The organism is Pseudarthrobacter cremeus (assembly GCF_051857465.1).
Taxonomy (GTDB): Bacteria; Actinomycetota; Actinomycetes; order Actinomycetales; family Micrococcaceae; genus Arthrobacter.
Window position 1 is genome coordinate 136,370 of sequence record NZ_JBPZHC010000007.1, and the last position, 22,239, is coordinate 158,608.

At 63.8% G+C, this 22,239-nt stretch carries 26 protein-coding genes; 22 read left to right on the forward strand and 4 right to left on the reverse strand.

Features of this window, described 5'->3' with window-relative positions:
• The first annotated feature begins 40 nt into the window (after positions 1–40).
• The gene (locus tag ACS5PJ_RS14280) at positions 41–934 is read left to right on the forward strand and encodes a TIGR01777 family oxidoreductase (protein WP_439435525.1); all 894 of its coding nucleotides are present in this window, start codon (positions 41–43) and stop codon (positions 932–934) included.
• A gap of 50 nt (positions 935–984) precedes the next feature.
• Here the strand turns inward: ACS5PJ_RS14280 and ACS5PJ_RS14285 are convergent, their stop codons facing one another.
• Positions 985–2,826, reverse strand: a complete 1,842-nt coding sequence (locus tag ACS5PJ_RS14285; protein WP_439435526.1) for a serine/threonine-protein kinase — start codon at positions 2,824–2,826, stop codon at positions 985–987.
• Between the two features lie 191 nt (positions 2,827–3,017).
• Between ACS5PJ_RS14285 and lipB the strand changes: the two genes are divergently transcribed.
• The 4 genes from lipB to ACS5PJ_RS14305 all read left to right on the forward strand — a co-directional run bounded on the left by lipB (position 3,018) and on the right by ACS5PJ_RS14305 (position 6,006).
• Positions 3,018–3,686 carry a lipoyl(octanoyl) transferase LipB gene (gene lipB, locus ACS5PJ_RS14290; RefSeq protein WP_439435527.1) on the forward strand — a complete coding sequence of 223 codons (669 nt, stop codon included), beginning with the start codon at positions 3,018–3,020 and terminating at the stop codon, positions 3,684–3,686.
• Positions 3,683–4,690 carry a lipoyl synthase gene (gene lipA, locus ACS5PJ_RS14295; RefSeq protein ID WP_439435528.1) on the forward strand — a complete coding sequence of 336 codons (1,008 nt, stop codon included), beginning with the start codon at positions 3,683–3,685 and terminating at the stop codon, positions 4,688–4,690. Before lipB ends, lipA begins: the two co-directional genes overlap by 4 nt.
• Positions 4,691–4,776: 86 nt before the next feature.
• Positions 4,777–5,529, forward strand: a complete 753-nt coding sequence (locus ACS5PJ_RS14300; protein ID WP_439435529.1) for a DUF4191 domain-containing protein — start codon at positions 4,777–4,779, stop codon at positions 5,527–5,529.
• A gap of 105 nt (positions 5,530–5,634) precedes the next feature.
• On the forward strand, positions 5,635–6,006 hold the full coding sequence (locus tag ACS5PJ_RS14305; RefSeq protein WP_439435530.1) for a DUF3817 domain-containing protein: 372 nt from the start codon (positions 5,635–5,637) through the stop codon (positions 6,004–6,006).
• 16 nt (positions 6,007–6,022) lie between these two features.
• Here ACS5PJ_RS14305 and ACS5PJ_RS14310 read toward each other — a convergent pair whose 3' ends face one another.
• On the reverse strand, positions 6,023–6,460 hold the full coding sequence (locus tag ACS5PJ_RS14310) for an RDD family protein (RefSeq protein WP_439435531.1): 438 nt from the start codon (positions 6,458–6,460) through the stop codon (positions 6,023–6,025).
• A gap of 297 nt (positions 6,461–6,757) precedes the next feature.
• On the opposite strand from ACS5PJ_RS14310, the gene glnA reads away from it, so the two are divergent.
• Entirely contained in the window at positions 6,758–8,182 is a 1,425-nt protein-coding gene (gene glnA, locus ACS5PJ_RS14315) for a type I glutamate--ammonia ligase (protein ID WP_354147430.1), read from the forward strand.
• Positions 8,183–8,303: 121 nt separating this feature from the next.
• Here the strand turns inward: glnA and ACS5PJ_RS14320 are convergent, their stop codons facing one another.
• Complete coding sequence (locus ACS5PJ_RS14320; protein ID WP_439435532.1) at positions 8,304–9,374, reverse strand: tyrosine-type recombinase/integrase; 1,071 nt, start codon at positions 9,372–9,374, stop codon at positions 8,304–8,306.
• Positions 9,374–10,033, reverse strand: a complete 660-nt coding sequence (locus ACS5PJ_RS14325; protein WP_439435533.1) for a helix-turn-helix domain-containing protein — start codon at positions 10,031–10,033, stop codon at positions 9,374–9,376. The genes ACS5PJ_RS14320 and ACS5PJ_RS14325 overlap by 1 nt, the downstream gene beginning before the upstream one ends.
• A gap of 97 nt (positions 10,034–10,130) precedes the next feature.
• Here ACS5PJ_RS14325 and ACS5PJ_RS14330 point away from each other — a divergent pair, with 97 nt between their 5' ends.
• From ACS5PJ_RS14330 to ACS5PJ_RS14405, 16 genes are all read left to right on the forward strand, one after another.
• Positions 10,131–10,313 (forward strand): helix-turn-helix domain-containing protein, encoded by a 183-nt coding sequence (locus ACS5PJ_RS14330; RefSeq protein ID WP_439435534.1) that lies wholly within the window; start codon positions 10,131–10,133, stop codon positions 10,311–10,313.
• 67 nt (positions 10,314–10,380) lie between these two features.
• Positions 10,381–10,944 (forward strand): hypothetical protein, encoded by a 564-nt coding sequence (locus ACS5PJ_RS14335; RefSeq protein WP_439435535.1) that lies wholly within the window; start codon positions 10,381–10,383, stop codon positions 10,942–10,944.
• A gap of 108 nt (positions 10,945–11,052) precedes the next feature.
• Positions 11,053–11,409: a hypothetical protein gene (locus tag ACS5PJ_RS14340; RefSeq protein ID WP_439435536.1), complete on the forward strand. Its 357-nt coding sequence runs from the start codon at positions 11,053–11,055 to the stop codon at positions 11,407–11,409.
• A gap of 52 nt (positions 11,410–11,461) precedes the next feature.
• Positions 11,462–11,824: an HNH endonuclease gene (locus ACS5PJ_RS14345; RefSeq protein ID WP_439435537.1), complete on the forward strand. Its 363-nt coding sequence runs from the start codon at positions 11,462–11,464 to the stop codon at positions 11,822–11,824.
• Entirely contained in the window at positions 11,824–12,789 is a 966-nt protein-coding gene (locus ACS5PJ_RS14350) for a phage replication protein O (protein WP_439435538.1), read from the forward strand. The genes ACS5PJ_RS14345 and ACS5PJ_RS14350 overlap by 1 nt, the downstream gene beginning before the upstream one ends.
• Entirely contained in the window at positions 12,786–14,087 is a 1,302-nt protein-coding gene (locus tag ACS5PJ_RS14355) for a replicative DNA helicase (protein ID WP_439435539.1), read from the forward strand. Before ACS5PJ_RS14350 ends, ACS5PJ_RS14355 begins: the two co-directional genes overlap by 4 nt.
• 191 nt (positions 14,088–14,278) lie before the next feature.
• A complete protein-coding gene (locus tag ACS5PJ_RS14360; protein ID WP_439435540.1) occupies positions 14,279–14,875 on the forward strand; it encodes a DUF7341 domain-containing protein in 597 nt (198 codons plus the stop codon).
• Positions 14,872–15,276, forward strand: a complete 405-nt coding sequence (locus ACS5PJ_RS14365) for a hypothetical protein (RefSeq protein ID WP_439435541.1) — start codon at positions 14,872–14,874, stop codon at positions 15,274–15,276. Before ACS5PJ_RS14360 ends, ACS5PJ_RS14365 begins: the two co-directional genes overlap by 4 nt.
• Positions 15,277–15,476: 200 nt before the next feature.
• Positions 15,477–15,812: a hypothetical protein gene (locus ACS5PJ_RS14370; RefSeq protein ID WP_439435542.1), complete on the forward strand. Its 336-nt coding sequence runs from the start codon at positions 15,477–15,479 to the stop codon at positions 15,810–15,812.
• Positions 15,813–15,817: 5 nt separating this feature from the next.
• Positions 15,818–16,141: a hypothetical protein gene (locus tag ACS5PJ_RS14375; protein ID WP_439435543.1), complete on the forward strand. Its 324-nt coding sequence runs from the start codon at positions 15,818–15,820 to the stop codon at positions 16,139–16,141.
• 297 nt (positions 16,142–16,438) lie between these two features.
• Positions 16,439–16,933 carry a hypothetical protein gene (locus ACS5PJ_RS14380; protein WP_439435544.1) on the forward strand — a complete coding sequence of 165 codons (495 nt, stop codon included), beginning with the start codon at positions 16,439–16,441 and terminating at the stop codon, positions 16,931–16,933.
• Positions 16,926–18,365 carry a terminase large subunit domain-containing protein gene (locus tag ACS5PJ_RS14385; protein WP_439435545.1) on the forward strand — a complete coding sequence of 480 codons (1,440 nt, stop codon included), beginning with the start codon at positions 16,926–16,928 and terminating at the stop codon, positions 18,363–18,365. The genes ACS5PJ_RS14380 and ACS5PJ_RS14385 overlap by 8 nt, the downstream gene beginning before the upstream one ends.
• Positions 18,366–18,377: 12 nt before the next feature.
• Entirely contained in the window at positions 18,378–18,542 is a 165-nt protein-coding gene (locus tag ACS5PJ_RS14390; RefSeq protein WP_439435546.1) for a hypothetical protein, read from the forward strand.
• On the forward strand, positions 18,539–19,837 hold the full coding sequence (locus ACS5PJ_RS14395; RefSeq protein ID WP_439435547.1) for a phage portal protein: 1,299 nt from the start codon (positions 18,539–18,541) through the stop codon (positions 19,835–19,837). The genes ACS5PJ_RS14390 and ACS5PJ_RS14395 overlap by 4 nt, the downstream gene beginning before the upstream one ends.
• Positions 19,834–20,583, forward strand: coding sequence for an HK97 family phage prohead protease (locus tag ACS5PJ_RS14400; protein WP_439435548.1), 750 nt, complete (start codon positions 19,834–19,836; stop codon positions 20,581–20,583). Before ACS5PJ_RS14395 ends, ACS5PJ_RS14400 begins: the two co-directional genes overlap by 4 nt.
• Positions 20,584–20,714: 131 nt before the next feature.
• Positions 20,715–22,175, forward strand: a complete 1,461-nt coding sequence (locus tag ACS5PJ_RS14405; protein ID WP_439435549.1) for a phage major capsid protein — start codon at positions 20,715–20,717, stop codon at positions 22,173–22,175.
• The last annotated feature ends 64 nt before the right edge of the window (positions 22,176–22,239 follow it).

Here is a 22,239-nt window from a genome sequence, read left to right on the forward strand (position 1 = left end):
GGGAGGTGCCGCCGCCGTGCCGGGCGTGGTGAGATGGATCATGCGAATCATCATGGCCGGAGCTTCAGGCCTCATTGGAAGCGATATGGCCGCCCATTTGCGTTCGGGCGGCCATGAGGTCCTCCGGCTGGTGCGGCGGGCCCCGGCTTCGTCACTGGAACGGCGCTGGGACCCCTCCTCCGGAGAGCTCGATCCAGCCCATCTTGAGGGCGCGGACGCCGTAATCAACCTCTCCGGCGCCGGTATAGGAGACCGCCCCTGGACGCGCGGCCGCATTGACGAACTGTTCCGCTCACGGCTGGACCCCACCAGGACCCTGGCCGCAGGCATGGCCAAAGTGGACAGCCCGCCCAAGGTTTTCCTCAGCCAGTCGGGCTCCAACTATTACGGCGATTGCGGCACAGCCGTCCTTCGCGAGAATTCCCCGAACGGCACCGGAATCATGGCCCGGATCTGCAGCGAGTGGGAAGCGGCTGCACATGGTGCCCCGGCCGGAGTCCGGGTGGTGACGCCGCGGACAGGGGTGGTCCTGAGCAGGAGGGGAGGCGCGTTGGGCCGGCTCATGCCGTTGCTCCGGCTTGGCGTCGGTGGTCCGCTGGGCAACGGCCGCCAGTACTGGCCCTGGATCACGCTTCCGGATGTGTCCTCAGCCTTCAGCTTCCTGCTCCAGGCCCCCGTGTCAGGTCCGGTGAACGTCTGCGCTCCGGAGGCCGCGGACGTCAATGCCCTCATTGCGGGGCTGGCGGGTGCACTCCACCGGCCGGCAGTGTTCCGTGTTCCCGCGCCGGTGCTGCGGCTCGTGATGGGCAAACTGGCCGACGAACTCCTGCTGGGCAGCCAGCGGATGGAACCGGCGGTCCTGACTGAGGCGGGCTTCGCCTGGAGGCACCCGGGCCTTGCCCAGGCTGCGGCCTGGGTTGCGGCCAAGGACTGACCCGCCCACGGATATCCGGTGGCGGCTGCTCCGCACGGGCACTCCGGGTCTCAGGTCCCGGGCAGGACGTCTGTAATCCGCCACCGCCCTTCAGCGGAAACCAGCACGAGTCGAAGTTGTTGCCCCGCACCGGCCGGGGCCGTAGCCACCACCGCCCCGGAACGGTTCTTCTCCTCATACGAGGATGTGGTGGAGATGACCTGGATGACTGCCCGGCCGGACGAGCTTCCGGGCTGGACATCCAGACCAGATACGGTGCTGGTGAAGCCCGCGAGGACATTTCCCGATTCCTGGAGTTCGTCCTTGATGCGCGTGTCTGCGGCTGAGGCAGCGGAACCCGGGACATTAACGAGGTCAAGAAGCTCCAGCCGGCCGGAACTGAACGCCAGGGACCGCACCGCGGCCAGCCCGCGGACGGCTTCAATCGGGTCTGCTGAGTCCAGCCGCGCCGAAACCTCAGCGGGGATCAGGGAATCCGCCGGTGCACTGTTGCTCCCACCAGCTCCGTTGCCGGCCGCGGCACCCGCACCGTTGGTTGCCCCGGCACTGGCTGCCGGCTCCCCGGTTCCGGCCTGTGCCGTCCACGGACCCCCTGGCCCGAAGGCAGCGGCGAGCCAGATTCCCGCCGCGACCAGGACGCCTGCCCCCGCCGCCAGCAGCACGGTCCCCCGCATTTGTGGTGTTCTTGCCGTGGTTGCCGGAACCAGCCCGACCCGGTCTCTGGATGGGGGACCGGCTGCTTTCCGCTTCGAACCGTCTTCCATTGCGTGTTTGCCGTGTGAGGCGCTTTTTTCGAGTCCGGCAGCCTGGACTTTTCCGGCCCGCACACTGGTCCCTGACGTACGCGGCCCGGGTGGGTGCACCCGCCCGCCTTCTGGAAATAGCAGCATCGGGCGCGCCCCGACCAGCCCGGGCCAGCGGGAGGTTGAGATCCTGCGCCCCCAGGCCCGAAGGCCGTTTTTGTATGCGCTGCCGCGACCATCCGGAATGCGGCGCCGGGTCAACAGTTGCGGAATGACTGTGGAGTGGACGGACGAGGCAAGGTCAACAGGCAGCGGGGCCGCGCTCCGGTAGACCGCCGTCGCCAGTTCCAAGGCGGTGGGACGCAGCCGCCGGTCCTCGTTGAGACCGGCTTCCAGGGCCGCCGCGAGGTCGGCGGGAACGTCAGGAAGCAGGAGCGGCAGTGGCGGCCGGTCTGCTGTCCGCCGGGGCGCCTCCCCGGTCAGGCAATACCATCCCAGCGCAGCGAGGGAGTAGACATCCCGCTCCGGCTGCAGCCCGGCCCTGACAGCATCCACCGGTGACGGATCCATAAACCCCGGAGTGCCGTGGTCCGGCACAGAGGAAACGTCACCCACCATCCTGGCAATCCCGACGTCGGAGAGCATTGGCTTGCCTTGGCCGGTAAACAGGACATTGCCTGGCGATACATCACCGTGGGTGAATCCTTTGCCATGGAGATAACCGAGCACCTGGGCCATGGGGGTCAGGACTGTCACTGTCTCCCCGATGCTGAGTTTCGCGCGGCTGCCGACAAGTTCCGCCAGCGAGCCGCCGGGCGCATAATCCAGGAGCAGACCGACTCCGCAACGCGCTTTCCCCGATCCGCCCGGCCAGTCAAAACGGAATGCCTCGTGGGCCTTGATCAGGTGCTGGTGGTCCAGAACGGAAAGGATCCGGATTTCCCGGCGAATGGCCTCCTCTGATGCCGGACCGGGCCGCGGGGCTGCCGTGGGTCCGGCTGCGCTGCCGCCCTCGCTCCCCAGACATTTCAGGGCGAAGTCACGGCCCGTCTTTTCCTCCGTGACCAGCCACACTGTTGAGCTTCCGCCGCGGCCCAGCACACGCCCCACCACGAAACCGGGAACCTCCGGGACAGCGAAATTTGTCATGACACATGTCTAACGGATTCCTGCGGCCCCTGCAGAAGTTATCCACAGCCCCGCCTGCCCTGCGCCCAGGTCCTGGGACCCGGGCCACCGGATCAGGCCGTTGGATCCTCCGTGGGGTCCTCCGTGGGGGTCCCGTGAGAGGTTTGACACTTAAAGGGAGACGCCGCTGCCCGGGGTCTAAGCTGGAAGGCATGACTCTTGAGTTTTCACAGGTGGGTCTTGCCCCGGACTTCGTTGAATACACGCGCGGCTGGGAACTCCAACGCGAAATCCACGGCGCCGTCCTCGCAGGCACTTCCCCCAGCACGGTCCTGCTTTTGGAGCATGCCGCCGTCTACACCGCCGGCAAGCGCACTGAGGACCACGAGCGCCCCTTCGACGGAACCCCCGTGGTGGCCGTGGACCGCGGAGGGAAGCTGACGTGGCACGGACCCGGGCAGCTGGTGGGCTACCCGATCATCAAACTGAAAAACCCGGCCGGAATCCGTGATTACGTCGATCGGCTCGAAGCCGTGATCATCGCTGTCCTGGCGGACTATGGCATCCTGGCCGAGCGGATCAAGGGCAGGGCAGGGGTGTGGCTCAACGCAGATGCGAAGGGCCCTGCGCGCAAGATCGCGGCCATCGGCATCCGCGTCAGTGAGGGTGTCACCATGCACGGATTCGCTATCAACTGCAACAACGATCTCGCCCCCTATGGCCAGATCATTGCCTGCGGAATTACTGACGCCGGCGTCACCACCATTGCCCGGGAGACAGGCCGCGACGTCACACCCGCGGACCTGGTGGCACGGGTCACCGAAGAACTGCAGAAAAATGAAGACGCATTAGTCGCCACCCCTGAAGGAGCTCTCCTATGACATTGGCACCAGAAGGCCGCAAGCTGCTCCGGGTTGAGCAGCGTAACTCGGCGGTTCCCGTGGAGCGGAAGCCTGAGTGGATCAAGGCGAAGGTCCAGATGGGCCCGGAGTATGTGCAGCTGAAGAACCTGGTCAAGAAGGAAGGCCTGCACACGGTGTGTGAGGAGGCCGGCTGCCCCAACATTTTTGAGTGCTGGGAGGACAAGGAGGCCACGTTCCTGATCGGCGGGTCCGAGTGCACCCGGCGCTGTGATTTCTGCCAGATCGATACCGGCAAGCCCTCCCCGGTGGACATGTTCGAACCCACGAAGGTGGCCCGCTCGGTCCAGGCCATGCAGCTGCGCTACGCCACCGTGACCGGGGTGGCCCGGGATGACCTGGCCGATGAGGGTGTCTGGCTGTACGCCGAAACGGTCCGGAAGATCCACGAGCTGAACCCGGGCACCGGTGTTGAACTGCTGATCCCTGACTTCTCCGGCAAGCCGGAGCACATTGCGGCGATCTGCGATTCCAAGCCCGAGGTGTTCGCGCACAACGTGGAGACGGTGCCGAGGATTTTCAAGCGGATCCGGCCCGCGTTCCGGTACGAGCGGTCCCTTGATGTGATCACCCAGGGCCGGGCCCTGGGCATGGTGACCAAGTCCAACCTGATCCTGGGCATGGGTGAGACCCGCGAGGAAATCTCCGAGGCCCTGAAGGACCTGCATGAGGCCGGGTGTGACCTGATCACCATTACCCAGTACCTGCGCCCGTCCGAGCGGCACCTGCCGGTGGACCGCTGGGTCAAGCCGCAGGAATTCGTGGACCTCCAGGACGAGGCCACCGAGCTAGGGTTCCTCGGCGTCATGTCCGGTCCTTTGGTCCGGTCCTCCTACCGTGCCGGCAGGCTCTGGGCCACCGCGATGCGGAAGAAGGGCTGGGAAATCCCCGCCGAACTCGCCCACATCGAGTCCTCCGGCAGCACCCGCCAGGAAGCCAGCTCACTCCTGGCAGCCCGGGCCTAAGCCGCACTTTCTTATTCCTCAGGGCCGGCACCGGACTATTTCCGGCGTCCGGCCTTCAGGCTTAAATCACGTAGAATTGAGGCACTATGGCGAAATCCCCTGATTCCAGTAACACTACGCCGGCGGCCGACGACGCCCCGAAGCGTGGCCTCTTCTCGCGCAAGCCCAAAGAAGCAAAGGTCAAAAAGCCCAGCCGGCTCAAGCAGATCGGCGAAGTTTTCAACATGACCCGCCGGCATGACCCCATGGTCCCGTGGCTGATGCTGCTGGTGTTCCTGGGCGTTGTGGCGGTCAGCTTCCTGGTGGGCTTCTGGCTGGAGAACTGGATCACCGGCCTGATCATCGGCATCCCGCTGGGCCTGCTTGGCGCAACCCTGATCCTCTCGCGGCGTGCAGAACGCGCAGCCTTCGCACAGATCGAGAACCAGCCGGGTGCCTCAGGCGCAGCTTTGGGTACGCTCAAGCGCGGCTGGATCACCGAGGATCAGCCGGTTGCCGTAAACCCGCGCACCCAGGACGCCGTATTCCGGGCCGTCGGCCGCCCCGGCGTCGTACTCGTCAGCGAAGGCCCCACCGTACGTGTGAAGCCGATGCTCGATGCCGAACGCAAACGCCTTGCCCGCATCCTCCCGAACGTCACGGTCCATGTGATCGAAAGCGGCCGGGGCGAGGGCCAGGTGCCCATCAGCCAGGTTGCCAAAAAGATGACCAAGCTGAAGAACGAACTGACCAAGCTCGAGGTGAACGCGGTTTCCAAGCGGATTTCCTCGCTCGGCAACCGCCTCCCGATCCCCAAGGGAATCGACCCCTACAAGGCGCGTCCCAACCGCGGACGCTAGGACCATTGGACCGCCCCGGTTCCGGCTCGGCTGGAACCGGGGCGGTTTTTTGTCGGGTGGAAAACACCCCGGTGACCACACAAGCACGAGATTGGAAGAAACCGCGTGACGACGACGGCTACAGCCCTCACGATCAGGGCCTTTCGCATTCTGGCCATCGCAGAAGCATTCAGCTGGGCTGCGCTGCTGACGGGCATGTACTTCAAGTGGATAGCGCGGACCACCGAGATTGGCGTGGAAATCGCCGGCCCGGTACACGGTGCACTCTTTGTGGGGTACGCCGTCACCGCACTGGTCCTGTGGCGGCTCCAGCGGTGGCCGTTTGCTGTTGCCCTTTTTGCCGGATTGTCGGCGGTCTTCCCCTTCGCCACCATCGCCTTTGAACGCTGGGCCGGAAAACGCGGCCACCTCACGCCCCGTGCGCCCTATGATGCCGCTTCACCGGATGCCGGGGCCAGGGAAAAGTCAATAGTCTGACCCGGGCGCCTGGGGTCTATCGGCGGACCAGGACGGTGTTCATGGCTTTGTCGTGCAGGCCGCGGTGGTCCGGATCGAAAATCACCGCGGGGATCACCAGGCACAGGAGCAGCGCCCGTACCACCCCGGCCAGGGGACCGGCCGGACCGCCGCCAAGCCGCACAACATGGATTCCCACGAGTCTGTGGCCGATGCTGTAGCCAAGCGTGCCGACCAGCATCATCTGTTCAGCAGCGAAGACGGCCAGTGTGGCCCAGGGGTCTCCGCCGAAGGCAAAATTGCTGATCAGCAGGGCGATCCCCCAGTCCACCATGATCGCCACGATCCGGCGGCCGGCACGGGCGATGGAGCCGGAACCGGACTCCGGCAGCCCCAGCCGCTCCCCCGGATACTTTGAAATGCCGGACGTGTCCGGTCCAGTGAGCCAGGAGCCTATGTCTTTGCGATCTACCACGAACCAAGCTTACCGACTCGCCGTCGAACGTCCGGGCCATGCAGTGAAACGCCTTCTCACCGCCGTTCACAGAGTGGAACCAGCTAGACCACACTCTGGACACCCGATAGCGTTGCCTGATCAGGGCATTCTGTAACCTGCCCGAAACAATGTGGACATGGACGGGAAATGCCGCGTCCATAGGCTAAGAGCAGTTTCAAGCGAACCCGAAGCAGGGAAACCCCGTCTCCCTGCCCTTCGGATTGCGCTGGATCAGATGGCTTGCAGCCAGATATTACATATGCGTTAGGAGCATAGATGTTCAAGAATGCGGACGAAGTCCTCAAGTTCATCAAAGACGAAGATATCAAGTTCGTCGATATCCGCTTCACCGATCTCCCTGGTGTCCAGCAGCACTTCAACGTGCCGGCCAAGAGCGTTGACGCGGATTTCTTCGTCAACGGCCAGCTGTTCGACGGATCTTCCATCCGCGGCTTCCAGGGCATTGCGGAATCGGACATGCAGCTGATCCCGGACGTCACCACCGCATTCCTGGACACCTTCCGCATGGAAAAGACGCTGGCGCTGAACTTCTCCATCGTGAACCCCCGCACCGGGGACCCGTACCACCGCGACCCCCGTGGCGTGGCCGAAAAGGCTGAGGCCTACCTCGCCTCCACCGGCATCGCAGACACCGCGTTCTTCGCACCCGAAGCAGAATTCTTCGTCTTCGACAACGTCCAGTACCAGTCCTCCCCCGAGGGCAGCTTCTACAAGATCGACTCCGAAGAAGCCCACTGGAACACCGGCCGCGAAGAAGAAGGCGGAAACCTCGGTTACAAGACTCCCGTCAAGGGCGGTTATTTCCCCGTCTCCCCCACGGACAAGCAGGCCGACCTCCGCGATGCCATGTGTATTGCCCTGGATGAGGCCGGCCTTGAGGTCGAGCGCAGCCACCACGAGGTCGGTTCCGCCGGCCAGGCTGAGATCAACTACAAGTTCACCACGCTGACGCACGCCGCAGATGACCTGCAGAAGTTCAAGTACGTCATCAAGAACACGGCCGACGCCTGGGGCAAGTCCGTGACCTTCATGCCGAAGCCCGTCTTCGGTGACAACGGCTCGGGCATGCACTGCCACCAGTCGCTCTGGACCAACGGTGAGCCGCTGTTCTACGACGAAAAGGGCTACGCCGGCCTGTCCGACACCGCCCGCTGGTACATCGGCGGCCTGCTGAAGCACTCCTCCGCCGTCCTGGCCTTCACCAACCCGACGGTGAACTCCTACCGCCGCCTGGTCAAGGGCTTCGAAGCTCCGGTGAACATGGTTTACTCGCAGGGCAACCGCTCCGCCGGTATCCGCATCCCGATCACGGGCTCGAACCCCAAGGCAAAGCGCATCGAGTTCCGCGCTCCGGACCCCTCGTCCAACCCGTACCTGGCGTTCGCCGCGCAGCTGATGGCCGGCATTGACGGCATCCGCAACCGCATCGAACCGCCCGCCCCGATTGACAAGGACCTCTACGAGCTCCCCGCCGAGGAAGCCAAAGACATCCCCAAGGCACCGGGCACCCTCGAGGAGGCCCTGGAGGCCCTGGCCGAGGACAACGAGTTCCTGCAGGCCGGCGGCGTGTTCACGCAGGACCTGATCGACACCTGGATCGAATACAAGTACGAGTACGAGATCCGCCCGCTGTCCCTGCGCCCGAACCCCTACGAGTTCGAGCTCTACTACGGCGTCTAGCTAGAATCCGCGGCTAGATCGGGCTTAGTCCGCAGACAGTCCGCAAGAATCCAGATATACAGAAAAGGCCGGCCCCAGGTTCACCACCCGGGGCCGGCCTTTTTGTCGTGCCTGGATCGGCTCAGCCGTGCCGCTCAGTCCGCGAGCTCAGCCGCTCCCCCAGCACACCGGCCACGGCCGCCCGCGCCGACTCTTCCTTGTCCGGCCACATGTGCCCGTACGTGTCCAGCGTCGTCTTCGCTGAGGAGTGCCGCAGGCTCTTCTGCACCACCTTCACGTCAAGGCCCTGGGAAATCAGCAGGGACGCGAAATAGTGCCGCAGGTCATGGAACCTGAACCCCTCCGGTAGACCCTTGACCGTGGCCCGCGCTTCCCGGAAGTAGTGCTCAAGCCGGTGAGGCGAGATCCCGCGGCCCCACTCGTTGGTTACGAGTGTCACACTCCCCCACTTTGTGTGATTCACCGACAGCTCAAGGCACATGTTCTGTGGAATCGGGATCGGCGTTTTGGACTCTTTGGTCTTGAGCTCCACGCCAGGATATTGGATGGCCGGCGAGATGATGCCGCGCATGAAGTCGACATCGGAAACCCGCAAGGCCACAGCCTCCGCCACCCGGAGCCCGGCGAACGCAGCGAGCAGCACCGCAGGCTGCAGGCCGTCCGGCATCGCGTCATGCAGGGCCCACACCTGTTGCGTCGTTGCAACGTAGGGCCGCTGCTCCCCCGACTTGGGCGCCGTGCGCCGGCTCAGCGGCGACTTCGGCAAAAGACCGTCATGGACGGCGTCACTGAATAGCTGTCCCATGCGTGAATGCAGCGCGTAGATTGTGGAATCAGCCAAGCCCTCATCGCTGAGCTTTGCCGTCCATGCCTTGACTTCCGACGGCCGGACACTCTTGAGCGGGCGGTGCCCGAATACCGCATTGATCCGCTTCATGTGAGTCTTGGCCTGGCGCACAGTGGATGGCCGGTTGTTCTCGTAGCCCTTCAGCCAGACCTCCGACCACTGGCGGACCGTCGTCTGTGCCGTCTTGGGGTCCACGTAGGTGCCCGCAACAACCGTCGCGGTGACCTCATCAAGCCAATGCTGCCCGTCGATCTTCCGCCGGAAGTGCCTGGCATGCTCCTTGCCCGCGTCGTCGCGGTACCGGGCACGCCAGGTCCCGTCGGCCCTCTTCTTGATGCTCGCCATCAGAAGTAGTTCCCGGGGTCGGGTGCGCCGGTTGCCGGATTCATGCGGGGAGGTTCATCGAGCAGCTCGTCTGGCGATGTCACGTCTAGGGCCTCGTGATAGGCGTCGAAGCTCCCGAACTCCTGGAGTATGTCTTGAGCCTGATCATCCCCTTTGATGAACTGGCGGAACTGCTCCTTGCCCTTGGCAACGGCCCCCTCGGCTGACATTTTTAGAGCATGCTCCGCATTGTCGACAAGGTCCTGGACCGATGGACGCTCGGAGGCCGGAACCTGCACACGAGCAGACCCAAGAAGATTGCGCAGCTTGTAAAGCTCATGCTCGAGGATGTCTGTGTGGGCAACGATGTTGTCGTAGTTTTTCTGAACCCGCGTCCTTGCTGATTCAAGCTCCTCGGCAATTCGGGCATCCTCAGGTAGGGTCAGCATCTTTTCGAGCGGAACATCCAGGATAGCGGCCACCGCCCTAGCCTCCCCGAGCTTGATTGGACGCTCCCCCGACTCAATCCGGGAAACAGTCGTTTGGTGAAAGATGTTCCAGCCAGCCTCAATCAACCTGCGGCTCATTTCGCCCTGCGACCATCCCCGCTTCTCGCGAAGCAAGCGCATATTCATGCGGAATCGTTCCTCATCAACGCTAGGTGCGGGGTATTCGCTCATGCCATACCTTCTCACCTAAGCGCATTGACAGTCAACACGAATCAGACTTATGCTGATTCGTGTCAGCACGACTCACGACTTGTAAGAATGGATCCTTATGCCCAACCTTTTGAACATCCAAGAAGTATCTGAGATGACCCGTATCCCGGTTGCGACTCTGCGGTATTGGCGTCACCGCGGCGAAGGTCCACGCGCCGCACGCTTCGGGGCTCGCATTCTCTACAAACAGGAGGATGTCACAGCTTGGATCGAGGCCGCATTCGAGAGCGGCGCCGCATAAAAGCTCACCCGGCCCCATCTGGGCCCACGAGAAGAATCAGAATTACAAAAAGTCTGGGGAGACAGTAATGAACACTTCAACAAACACCGCAACGACCGCAATGACCTCATCAAGAGCCTCACAATTGGCCCGCGCATCGCATGCCGATGATTCCGCCGAGTATTCCCGCGCGTTCGACGAGGACTCGATAGTGACGCTCGTTGAAGACGAGGCCGGCCTCAATGTCCTGGACGTGTACGACGTGATTGACGGTGGCCAGCACGTAGGAATCAGCGCCCATGTCCCGCTGGAAGCCCTGACGTGTCTCGGGCTGGACGTCTGCACCGACATCGGAATCCTGGAACTCACCGGATCGCGAGAAGAAATCGCCAAGGCCGCCGCACTGTTCACCGAAGTCGGCGCCAAGCTTCAGGCTCACTTGGACTCGCTGCCCGAGGTTGAAGCGGTGGAGGGTGAGGCGATCGTCCTGCACTACGTTCCCAAGGACCGGTCAGCCTCGACCGTGCGCACGCTCTGTGGGGAAGCGTGGCACGCCGAGGAAGAACTGGGGCTTCCGGGTGAAGGAGTCGACGGTGCCGAGACTGTCGTCTGCCACCTCTGCCTCGATGCCCATCTGAAGCTGACGAAGTGACCCGACCGGGCACCGACGTAGTAAGCGCGGTCCGGCTGCACTCGCCAAAGTCAGTAGCCGGACCGCTTGAAAAAACCCCATCAGCCATCAGCTATCAGGAGATTTCCCATGCACAACAGTAACGAACCCAAGACCGCTATGCCCCCTGCAGGCTTCAGATCAACACCGGAGACAACCGCAGCGGGCACCCCGATCTTTGAGGGGACATCGCACTACATCAGGTCAGGCAGCCACGGCGTGACCCCTACCTGGACGGAAGACGGCGGGACCTCATACTTCATCGACGCGGCGCTTCGGCCCCTCACCGGCGAGCAGCTGGACGAGCTCACCGCTTGCCTGACCAACGCCCGCCGCACCGCGGCCACGTCGGAGCCCGAGCGCATCGGGCCGATCCTGGACCGAGTCGTCGAGGACCTGCGCCTGCGGGCCGCCCGCAGTGAGTCCAGGGAGGGCGTTCCAGTTTGAGCAGGGACCGCGCCAATATCAATACCGCGATCTGGACGGAGGTGGCAGCCTGATGGAGCTGGATGAATTCCCTCCCTATGACGGATCGATCGATATCGGGATTTGGAAGGCACAGCGGGCGAAAGCGATCAAAGTTGCCAGAGCCAAGCGGTCAACAATGCTGAGCCACGTGGGCGCAGACGGCGCTCCCCTGTACAGGCTGACCGAGGGCGGAAACTTCCAACGTACTGATCCGCTGTCGCAAACTACCCGGGAATTGGTCATTGAGCGCGACGGTCATGCATGTGTGTCATGCAGCGCCGCTGGCCCCTTTGAGGTGGACCACATCATTCGGTATGTGGACGGCGGTAGCAACGATCCTGGCAACCTGCAGACCCTTTGCGGGCCATGCCACCGAATCAAGGGTGGGCGCTGATGACGTGGTTCAAGATGGACGACGGCTTCGCCAACTCCAAGCCCGTACTGAGGATCCCCCGCCGCTACCGGCTGCAGGCCGTTGGCTTATGGGCGCTGGCAGGCACGTGGAGCGCCAAAGAAGAGACGGATGGATTCATCCCGGAATACGTCCTCGAAGAGCTCTGCGGGACTGCAGGAGTAGCTAATCAGCTCGTCCAAGCAGGTCTTTGGGAGACCGTATCGGGATCCTCCGAGCATCCTACTTCGATCCTATCGACATCCTCTAGCGATCCTCAGTTGCCCGGGTGGGTGTACCGGAATTGGAGTAAGTACCAGCCAACAAAGGCCGAACTTGAAGAAAACCGCGAGAAAGAGCGGATCAGGAAGGCTAACTATCGGATGTCCCAGCGGGACACCAAGGGGACCGGTTCGGGACAGACGGAGGGACACCACCCGGAGTCCGAACACCCCGACCCGACCCGACCCGACCCGACCATTAAAGAAGAAGCTAAAGCTTCTTCAGCGCAAACCCGCGAGGACGTCGACCATCTGTGCACCCTGTTGGCTGACATGGTCGAGGGCAATGGTTCAAAGCGCCCGGAGATCAGCACGACCTGGACGGATGAGGCGCGGCGCCTGCTGGACCTCGACGGCCGCGAGTTTGCGAAGGCGGAGAATCTGATCCGCTGGTCACAGCGCGACACTTTCTGGAGGAAGAACATCCTGTCGATGACGAAGTTCCGGGCCAAGTACGACCAGCTCCGGCTGGCCGCCATGGAGGATTGGGAGAAGAACAAGACCACGGCATCCCCGGATGGCGAGATCGACGTCGATGCCATCCTTGGCCGTGATGTCTGGTCAACGGGCACTCCGCCGGAGGGTCTGGACTATCACGGCGAGATCGAGTGGAAGAAAGCCCGACGCGCTGCCCATCAAGCGGAGCGTCTCGCTGAGGCCAAGGTCAAGCTCGGGCTGGCATCATGAACGACAGGACCCCACGTCAGGACGTGGAAGCTGAACGGGCCGTGCTGGGCGCAGTGCTCCTGGACCAGCGCGCCTTGAACGAGATCATCCTGAGAGCGGAGGACTTCTACCGCCCGCAGCATGAGCAGCTGTGGTCGATCATCCAGACCGAGGCAAGGGCGGGCCGGCCAGTGTCCGCGCTGACGATCTCCCAGAAGCTCATCTCCCAACCCATCGCGGGACTTGACCCCACCTACCTGCACCAGTGCATGGAAAATGCCCCGGTGAAGTCGGCGGCGGCTCACTACGCGGAGATCGTCACGGGCACCGCACGCCTGCGCAGACTGGCCGACGTCGGAGCCAAACTCCAGCAGATGGCCGGGACCGCGGGCTGGGAAGATACCGAATCGGTGCTGGATAGCGCCAGGCGGACCCTCGACGCCACCGCAAACGAGGCGGCCGGCATCAGGATCCGGACCTTCGCCGATGCGCTCGAAGACGCGATCGACCTCTGGTCATCCCCAAAGGGCAAATCCTTCCCAACCGGTTGGGGCGAGCTCGACTATCGGTTCAACGGCGGATGGCACCCCGGCCAGCTGACCATCCTCGGTGCACGGCCGGCCGTCGGCAAGTCGCTGGTGGCAGGTTGTGCTGCCGTGGCAGCCTCCGCATACGGCGTCGGATTCTTCTCGCTCGAAATGAAAGAGCATGAGGTTGTAGGCCGGATGGCCGCGGCATCCGAGGGCATCGACCTGCACAAGATCAACTCACACTCCCTCGGTGACCCCGAATGGCAGAAGATCGCACGACTGACAGCCAAAGCATCCGAATGGCCGGTCTACATCGAGGAAGCCTCACGCATCACCATGGCCCAGATCCGGGCAACCGTCCGCACATGGTCACGCCGGGGGCCGCTCCCACTCGTGATCATCGACTACCTGCAGCTGTGCGCACCGGCCGACCCTCGGGACATGAGGGAACGCCAGGTCTCCCGGATAGCTGAAGACTGCAAGCACCTCGCCAAAGAGTTCGACACTCACGTGTTGGCCCTCGCGCAGGTCAACCGCGGATCCACGCAACGAGCCGACCCCCGGCCCACCATGGCCGACCTGCGCGAGTCCGGCGGCATCGAAGCGCACGCCGACAACATCATCCTCCTGCACCGCGACGACCAAGAGATGGAAGGGGAAATCGAACTGATCATCGAAAAGAACCGGCACGGTGAGACGGGCAAGATCCGACTCGCATGGCGGCCACACTTCGCGTCCGTCAACAGCATGGCCCACGGCGCCAACGACTTCCGCCACGGCGTCGCATGAACGAGACATCGGAAGTGCAGCGCATCGCTGATTTCGCCGAGGCCCACGGATTAATCGTCTATCCATGGCAGCGCCAGCTGCTTGCCAACTTCTTGGCCGGCGGCACTGTCGGCTTGCAACATCGGCGCTCCAAGTTCGCACCCCCCAAAGGGCCACACCCAACCTCAACCCCTCACCCAGGAGACCGTCCCATGACCGACGCCAAACTGAACGAAACCGTCCACCGCCTCACCCGCGACCACCGAACCACCGTGGCAGACCCGGAAACCGGGACCCGCACGTACCCCACCGAGCTCGCACTCTTCACCCAACTCGAGCAGGAGCTCTCGTCCAGCAGCAGGCCATCCGGCGGAGCATCCACGGGCCCGAGGATCCCGCTCGCCCTCGCGGCCGTCATGCTCTGGTCTGAGATCCGGGAGACGCTCAACACCAAGCACATTGCTATCACCGGGCGCGACGACACACTCAAGCCGCCCGCGCAGAAGCTACAGGAGTGGGCAGCCTGGGCCGGGTCGGATGAGGCCGCCAAGTGTCTGCGCGCCTCAGCCGCATGGGCGAGAGCGATCGAGCAGCTGATCAACCCCATCCGCCGGACCGAGATCACCGGCGCCTGCCCGGCCGTCGACTGCGGCGCGACCCACGCCTGGACATGGGAAGACGGCGAGTACGTCCGCAACACGGCAATCATGGCAACTGGGTCCGAAGCGCGTTGCGGAGCCTGCGGAACCGCCTGGGTGGGTGCAGAATTGCACTCACTGGCACTTGGACTCCGGAAGGACGCGGCATGACATCTGATTCACCGGCGCCGATCTACAAGGCAGCGCTCACGAAGTATGCAATGCCATTCGACATGGCGGCCGGAGCACGGGCACCTCAAATACCGGACGACCCGGGTATCGTCCACGCCGTTCGCCCCGTTCATAGCGAGCTCGGCATCCGGGAACCGTACTACATCGAAGACACCGGCAATTACCGTGCGGCCCTCTGCGGAGCGCTCGTCAAAGTAATCATGCCCAACACCTTCAAGACTGAAGAGCCAGAGGCCTGCACGTACTGCATCGCGGAAACGTTGAACCCTGCAACCGACCACCGACCGATCCTTAGGCCGGGAGGGCTATTCGGAATGTACGGCGGAGACGCGTGGAGCCCCCGACGATGGTTCCGGAAGCGCGTCGAACGGAACAAATGACAACGATGGAATTATGAGTTAGAATCGACCTACAGCGCACAGCTGTCACCAAACGCCATGAAGCCCCGTCGAGCATCCGCCCCGGGGCTTCAGTCGTATCCGCCCACTTGACGGCGAAAACCCCCGGCCAACAACCGAAAACGCGGGGCGAGCCAGTAGCCGTCAGACTTAGTAGTAACTGAAACCATGGGAGGTCCCGAGTGAAGCGCGTGAAGGAATGGTTGGGCATCACCTCTCCGTCTGCTGCCGTGATCGCTGAGGCCGACGCCGAAACTCGGCGGCTTGTGCGGATCCTAAACGGCCAAGGGTTCCGAGAGTATGAGCGTCCGCAAGGCGTTCGCGGCACGAAGGACCTGCCCGAGTACCGCGTGACCGACTACTGGGATGGCCGAGACGTCGATGAAGGATTCACCTTCAGCCGAGCCACAGCTGACGCGATGCTGGCCGGAGCGGTTGATCAGGCTTATGGAGCCGAACTCCATGTCCGGACGGATGGCGACTGGCAGTTGATCGAACGACGCGAGCCCAGTGAATAGGGGTCATGCCCCCGCTCGATGAGTGGGACCCGAAGCGCGGCAGGTCCGGCCGACCATGGCAACGTCTGGTCAAGAGGCACTGCATACCCGGCGCGGTTTGCGCCTGGTGCAACGAAGAGATCCTGTTCGGACTCCGGCCCCGTCACCCGCTCGGCCCCTCACTCGACCACATCACCGCACTGATCGACGGCGGCCACCCGACCGCAGCCTGGAACCTTCAACCCATGCACCTGGGCTGCAACGTGAAGAAGGAGAACCAGCGCCGGCGGCTCGTCAAGGCACGTGCGCACCGCGTGGAAAGGCCGCGCACGAAGCTCAGGCCGCGCTGAACTTCCGCTAGAACACGGCGATTTTTTAGGAATCCGGCGTGTGGGCGACCCGCGCATCTTCCATTTTTTCTCCCCCTCGAAAATCCCCGGGTAGCGCCCTACGCGTGTAGGGCGGCGCCGCACATGAATGTCCTGGAGATTGGGACAGCAAGGCCCGCCCCAGCGGCCGGGCCTTGCTGCATCACGAAGCCTATAACCCGAGCCTTACCCGCGCAACGGCGGGCGACCGTTGCAACGCCGGACCCCGGCGAGGTGCACCGAACCGGGGCCTGGCACAAAAACCCGGGGAGGTGCCGCATGGACGAAGCAGTTGACCTCGCCAAGATCCCGTACCGCCATGGACCTGCAGGGCCCAGCCTCGGCGGATACCGAAAGGGCTGCCGCTGTGCGGGCTGCAAAAAGTGCAAGCGTGAAGACATGGCCAAATACCGGGCTGGTAAGAAGCCTTCGGTGACCACCGCGGACCGAGATCAGGATCAAACCGACTCTCCGGAAATCGAGACACCGTCACTGGCCATGGCGTGGGATGCCCCGGCGGGGCCGATTGAGACCGCGCTCCTTTCCGAGCTGGCCGCGCTTATTGGTGAGCCTCCCTTCAAGAAGACTCTGCTTGAGATGGCCAAGTACAACGCCCGTGTGCTGGATCAGATCCCCGCAATGGAGCGGCCGGACCTGATCAGCGGCATGCAGTCTCGCCTGTTCAACATGTTCGACCGCCTCCGGAAGACCGAGGCGGCGGCCGGCGCCACTGACAGCTGGGACCTTTCGGCCCTGCTGCAGGTGGATGACTAGCCCCCGGAACCCCCCGCCCCGGTACGGCACGCCCCGGAACCCTGACCGCAAGACCATCGGCGCAGGCGTCGGCAAGGTCATGGCCGCGCTGAAGAACCCCCCGATGCCTTGGCAGCGGGACTTCCTCGCCGCGGCCTGCGAGATCGACCCGGCCACCGGGCTGTTCTGGTATCGCAACATCATCCTGATCCTGCCCCGCCAGGGCGGGAAGACGTCAACGTCGCGAGGGAAGATCACGCACCGGGCGCTGACGACCAAGGATGCGCTGATGCTGTACACGGCGCAGGACCGGAACAAGGCGCGTAAGCGTCTGGAGAAGAACTTCTACAACCCGCTGAAGGCGTCACCGCTGAGCCAGTTCCTCGGCAAGCCCCGGTGGCAGGCTGGCTCAGAGGCCCTGCGCTGGACGACTGGCGCGGAACTGGGCATCGATGCGGTGGGCAGGAAGACCGGCCACGGGGACACGCTCACAGAGGCGCACATCGATGAGGCCTACGCGCACCGCGACACGGCCATCGAGCAGGGCATCACGCCGACCTTGATCACCGTCCCGGGTTCGCAGAAGTGGATCACTTCCGCAGCTGGTGACACCGACTCAACGTTCCTCTGGAACAAGGTGGAGATGGGCCGGGCCCTGGTCGAATCGGGCCAGGAATCCCGCACGCTCTACTGGGAGTACGGTGCCGAAGAGGACCTGGACCCGGAAGACCCGGAGACGGCACTGTCCTCGCATCCGGCCATCGGACACACGATCACCCTGGACGCGGTTCTGGACGACATCCTGAATTCGACTGACAAGGACGACGCCTACCGCGCGTACTACAGCTGGTGGGCGAAACCCAAGGCAGCACCACGGGTCATCCCCACTGAGGCCTGGGAATCGAACTACGTCACCGGCGAAGAAGAGACGTGGACCGGGACGCCATTCTGGGCAGTCGACACTTCACCTGATCGTGAGACGACATCCATAGCGATGGCCGCACGGTCCGTAGACCCGAAGGCCCGCTGCTACATCGAGCTGTACGAAGAGCTGATGGGAACCGCCGGCGTTGTCGCAACCATGGTCAAGCTCCGGTCGGATTTTGGCGGGAACATCATCGCCGTGGACGGCAGCGGGGCAGCGAAGTCTCTGGCCAGAGACCTTGAGGATGAAGGCTTCGAGGTCATCAGGGTCCCCGGAACCAGTCGCATCGATGCATGCGGCGGACTCTACGACGATGCCCTGGCGGGCACCCTTCGCTTTGAGAACGACCCCACCCTCAACACGTCCATGGGGAACGCCATCAAGCAGTACGTGTCCGGCCGCGCGTGGCTGTTCGCAAGGAATAAGTCGCTGGCGGATATCTCGGGCCTGTACGCGGTCACCTTCGCCCGCTGGCTGTTCAAGGAAAAAGCAGCCGACGACTACGACATCGGGGATTCCCTCGGATGAAAGGCAGGACACATGGAGCGAGTGACGTCATGGCTGGACCTGATCGGCATGCTGCTGGTCGTCTCAGCCGTTGCCCTCGCCATCGGCGCCCTATACCTCCCCGGCGGTGTGGCCGCCGGGGGTCTGGGCCTACTGCTTGTGTCTTGGCTGATTGATCGCAGGAGGTCCACCCAGTGAGCCTCCTGCGTCAACGATCCGCTGATTTGGGCTCACTCCTGCCGACTCGGCTGGGCAAGAAGAGCACGTCAGTGGCCGTCACGGCGTCATCCGCGTTCAAGCACTCCGCGGTGTGGGCATCCATCCGGCTTCGGGCGGACCTCATGTCCTCAATGCCGATAGATGTTTTCCGGCGTGTGCCCGGCGAAAAGGTGGACTTCGAGGTCGAGAAACCAAAGGTCCTGATCACTCCATCCAGCCACGGCGATGGCCAGCCCATGGATATCAGCGAGTGGATGTACTCGACGCAGTCGGATCTGGACAAACTCGGCAACACATTCGGGCTGATTGTCGAGCGCGACCAGCTGGGACTGCCATCGCAAATCGACCCGCTGCCCGCAGAACAGGTAACCGTCGTAGTCAAGAAGGGCCGCATAGACCACTACAGGGTCGGCGGGACCCGGTACGAGACGGCAGAGATCTGGCACGAAAGACAGTTCACCAGCGCCGGCTCCCATGTCGGGATGTCGCCGGTGGCTTATGCCGCTGCTTCCATCGGCGGTGCGCTCTCCGCGCAGCAGTTCGCCCTGGACTGGTTCAGCAACGGAGCAGTGCCAGGAGCCATCCTGAAGAACACCGGCAAGAAGCTGGACCGTGCCGAGACGGCGCAGGCGAAGGCATTGTTCCTCGCATCGGTCAGCATAGGCGAACCTTTCGTCACCGGCATGGACTGGGAATACTCGATGCTGCAGGCGAAGGCCAGCGAGTCGGAATTCATCAAGGAGATGGAGTTCTCCATCTCGGATATCGCCAGGTTCTTTGGTGTCCCCGGTGACATGATCGACGCGCCCATCTCGGGATCGGCTGTTACCTATGCCAACGTCACCCAGCGCAACCTGCAGCTACTCATCATGAACCTCGGCCCTGCGGTAATGCGCCGGGAAAGGGCGCTGAGCAGACTCACCCCCGAACCGCGCAAGGTGAAGCTGAACACCGACGCCATTCTTCGGATGGACCCGGAAGCCCGGCAGCGTGTCTTCAAGCTCCAGATAGATTCGCGGACACTCGCCCCGTCTGAAGCCCGGGCCCTGAACAACTACGCCCCGTTCACGCCGGAGCAGTTGCAGGAATTTGACCTGTTCCGTGGCGCCGAACCTGAACTGTCAGCGGCAGAAGAAGCCAAGCAGATCGCCGAAGTAATCCAGAAGATCTACCTCGGCGTCGGCACGGTCATCTCCGAAGAAGAAGCCCGCCTGATCCTCAAGGACGCCGGCCTGAACATCAACCCCAGCTCATCGATTGGAGCCACGCCATGATCCCGGATCCGCAACTGGCGGCACGCGAACGTGCCGCCGCGGTCAGCGCCCGCGCCGACCGCCCATCCCAGCGCCGTTGCTCTGAAGAGTCCGGGTCTCCGGCAAGGGTCAGTGCCCGCGCCCATGGCATCCAGATCCGTCAGGCCGGCGGAGACGGGCCCCTGCAGTTTGAGGGCCTCGCCTCGGTCTACGAGCGCGGCTACGAGATGTACGACTTCTTCGGCCCGTACACAGAGATAGTGTCCGCAGGCGCAGCGAGTGAGTCATTGGCCCGCACCGACCTCGATGTCCCGCTGGTCCTTCAACATCAGGACCTCCGACGGATTGCCCGCACCACCAACGGTTCCCTGATCCTCACCGAGACTGACGAAGGCCTGCACGTCAACGCACCGGAACTTGACCAGACGGATCACGACGTCCAGTACATCGTGCCTAAGCTCCGCTCCGGCCTGGTCGACGAGATGTCCTTCAAGTTCCGGATCACCTCCGGTGTCTGGTCCCCGGACTACACCGAGTACCGGATCCAGTCTTTCGACATCCACCGCGGCGACGTCGCCATCGTCGGCTACGGGGCAAGTCCTCACACCGCAGGCGCCGGGCTCCGCAAAGACGAGAGTCCAGCGTCCTTCATCCGCGGCCTCACCGAAACCGAAGCACGCCAGGCGCTCACCGAGCTCCGGGCACGCTTCCCCATGACCGGGCGTGACCTCATCGCAAACGAGGAAACTGCCCTGCGCCACCTCTAGGCGCACCATCTCTGCACCTCGCGTAAAGACCAAGCGCGCCGCGTTCGCCCGGCCTGCGTGGCACTGCCTGCTGCTGTCAGAGCGATTACAACAAACCCACCTGAGCCCCGCAACGACGGGGAGAAAGGGGCATGTCTTCCATGACAATTGCCCAGCTCATTGCTCAGCTTCGTTCGCAGATCGCCGACAAGCTGAGTGTCCGCAACGCCCACGCCACCGAACTGGAAACCCTTCGCGGGACCGACTCCGTCACTGACGAGCAGCGCGCCCGCATCACCGAACTGCGCAGCCTCAAGGATGGTCTCGACAACGAGATCGACGCCCTGCGCCAGCGCGTCACCGACCTGGACGACGAAGCCGAGCGAGACGCCGCAGCTGACCGCCTTGCGCGTGAAGTGACACCCGCGGCCGCCCGCCCCGCCTACGACGGCGTTGCCCGCGTCGGTCAGGAGCCCCGGACCTACACCCGCGAGACCGCGCGTTCCGGCCGCTCCTGGTTCGCTGACGCGTACCGCTCGCAGTTCAAGAGCGACCGCAACGCCTCCGAGCGTCTGGAGCGTCACGCCCGCGAAGTGGAGGTGGAAGGCGAACTCACCGAGCGTGCGCTGACCACGGGCAGCTTCGCCGGGCTGGTCACTCCCCAGTACCTGATCGACCTCACCGCCCCGGTCCTGCGTGCCGGCCGCCCGCTCGCGGACATCGTCAACCGCCACGAGCTGCCTGCCGAGGGCATGAACCTGGTCATCCCCCGCGGGACTACCGGCGCAACCGTTGCGGCGCAGACCGCCGAGAACACCGCCGGTTCCAACACCGACGTCGTGTTCGCTGATCTGACCGTCCCGGTCCGCACCCTCATGGGCCGACAGGAAGTATCCCGTCAGTCACTGGAGCGCGGCAGCAAGACGGACGAGATCCTCTACCTGGACCTCGCCCGCGCACACGCCGCCCAGGTCGATTCCCAGATCATCAACGGCAGCGGCTCGGCCGGCCAGATGAAGGGCATCCTCAACACCGCGGGCATCGGCGCTGCGACGGCTTTCGGCGCGGCCCCGTCCGCGGCAAACTATGGCCGGAAGATCGCCGGCGCCAACACGTTTGTGGCAACAAGCGGCGGCGGCATCTACGCAAAGGTCCTGGTCATGCACCCCCGCCGCTGGGGCTGGCTCACCGGCGAGTACGATTCCGCAGGCCGCCCGATCGTCACCGCCAACACGGTGCCGAACTTCAACGCCGCCGGGATCATCAACAAGCCGGGCGAGACCTCCGACAACGGCGCCACCGCCCCGTACTTCGTCGGCGTGCACTCCTCCGGACTGCCGGTCCTCTCGGACGTCAACATCCCGATCAACGTCGGCACCAACCTGGAGGACGTCACGCTCTCACTCGACACCTCCGAGCTGCACCTGTGGGAGGAAGGCGACGGGCTGCCCCGCCAGCTGAACTTCGAACAGCGCCAAGGCACCCAGCTCACGGTCGATGTCGTGGTCTACAGCTACGCGGCATTCACCGCAGAGCGGTACCCGACGGCAAGCGCCAAGATCGGCGGGCTCGACACTGTTGCCGGCAACGGTCTGATCGCCCCGACGTTCTAGTCGCGGATTGAGACACCTGCGGGGCAGGCGGCCTAGTCCCCTGCCCCGCAGCGCCTCCCCACAA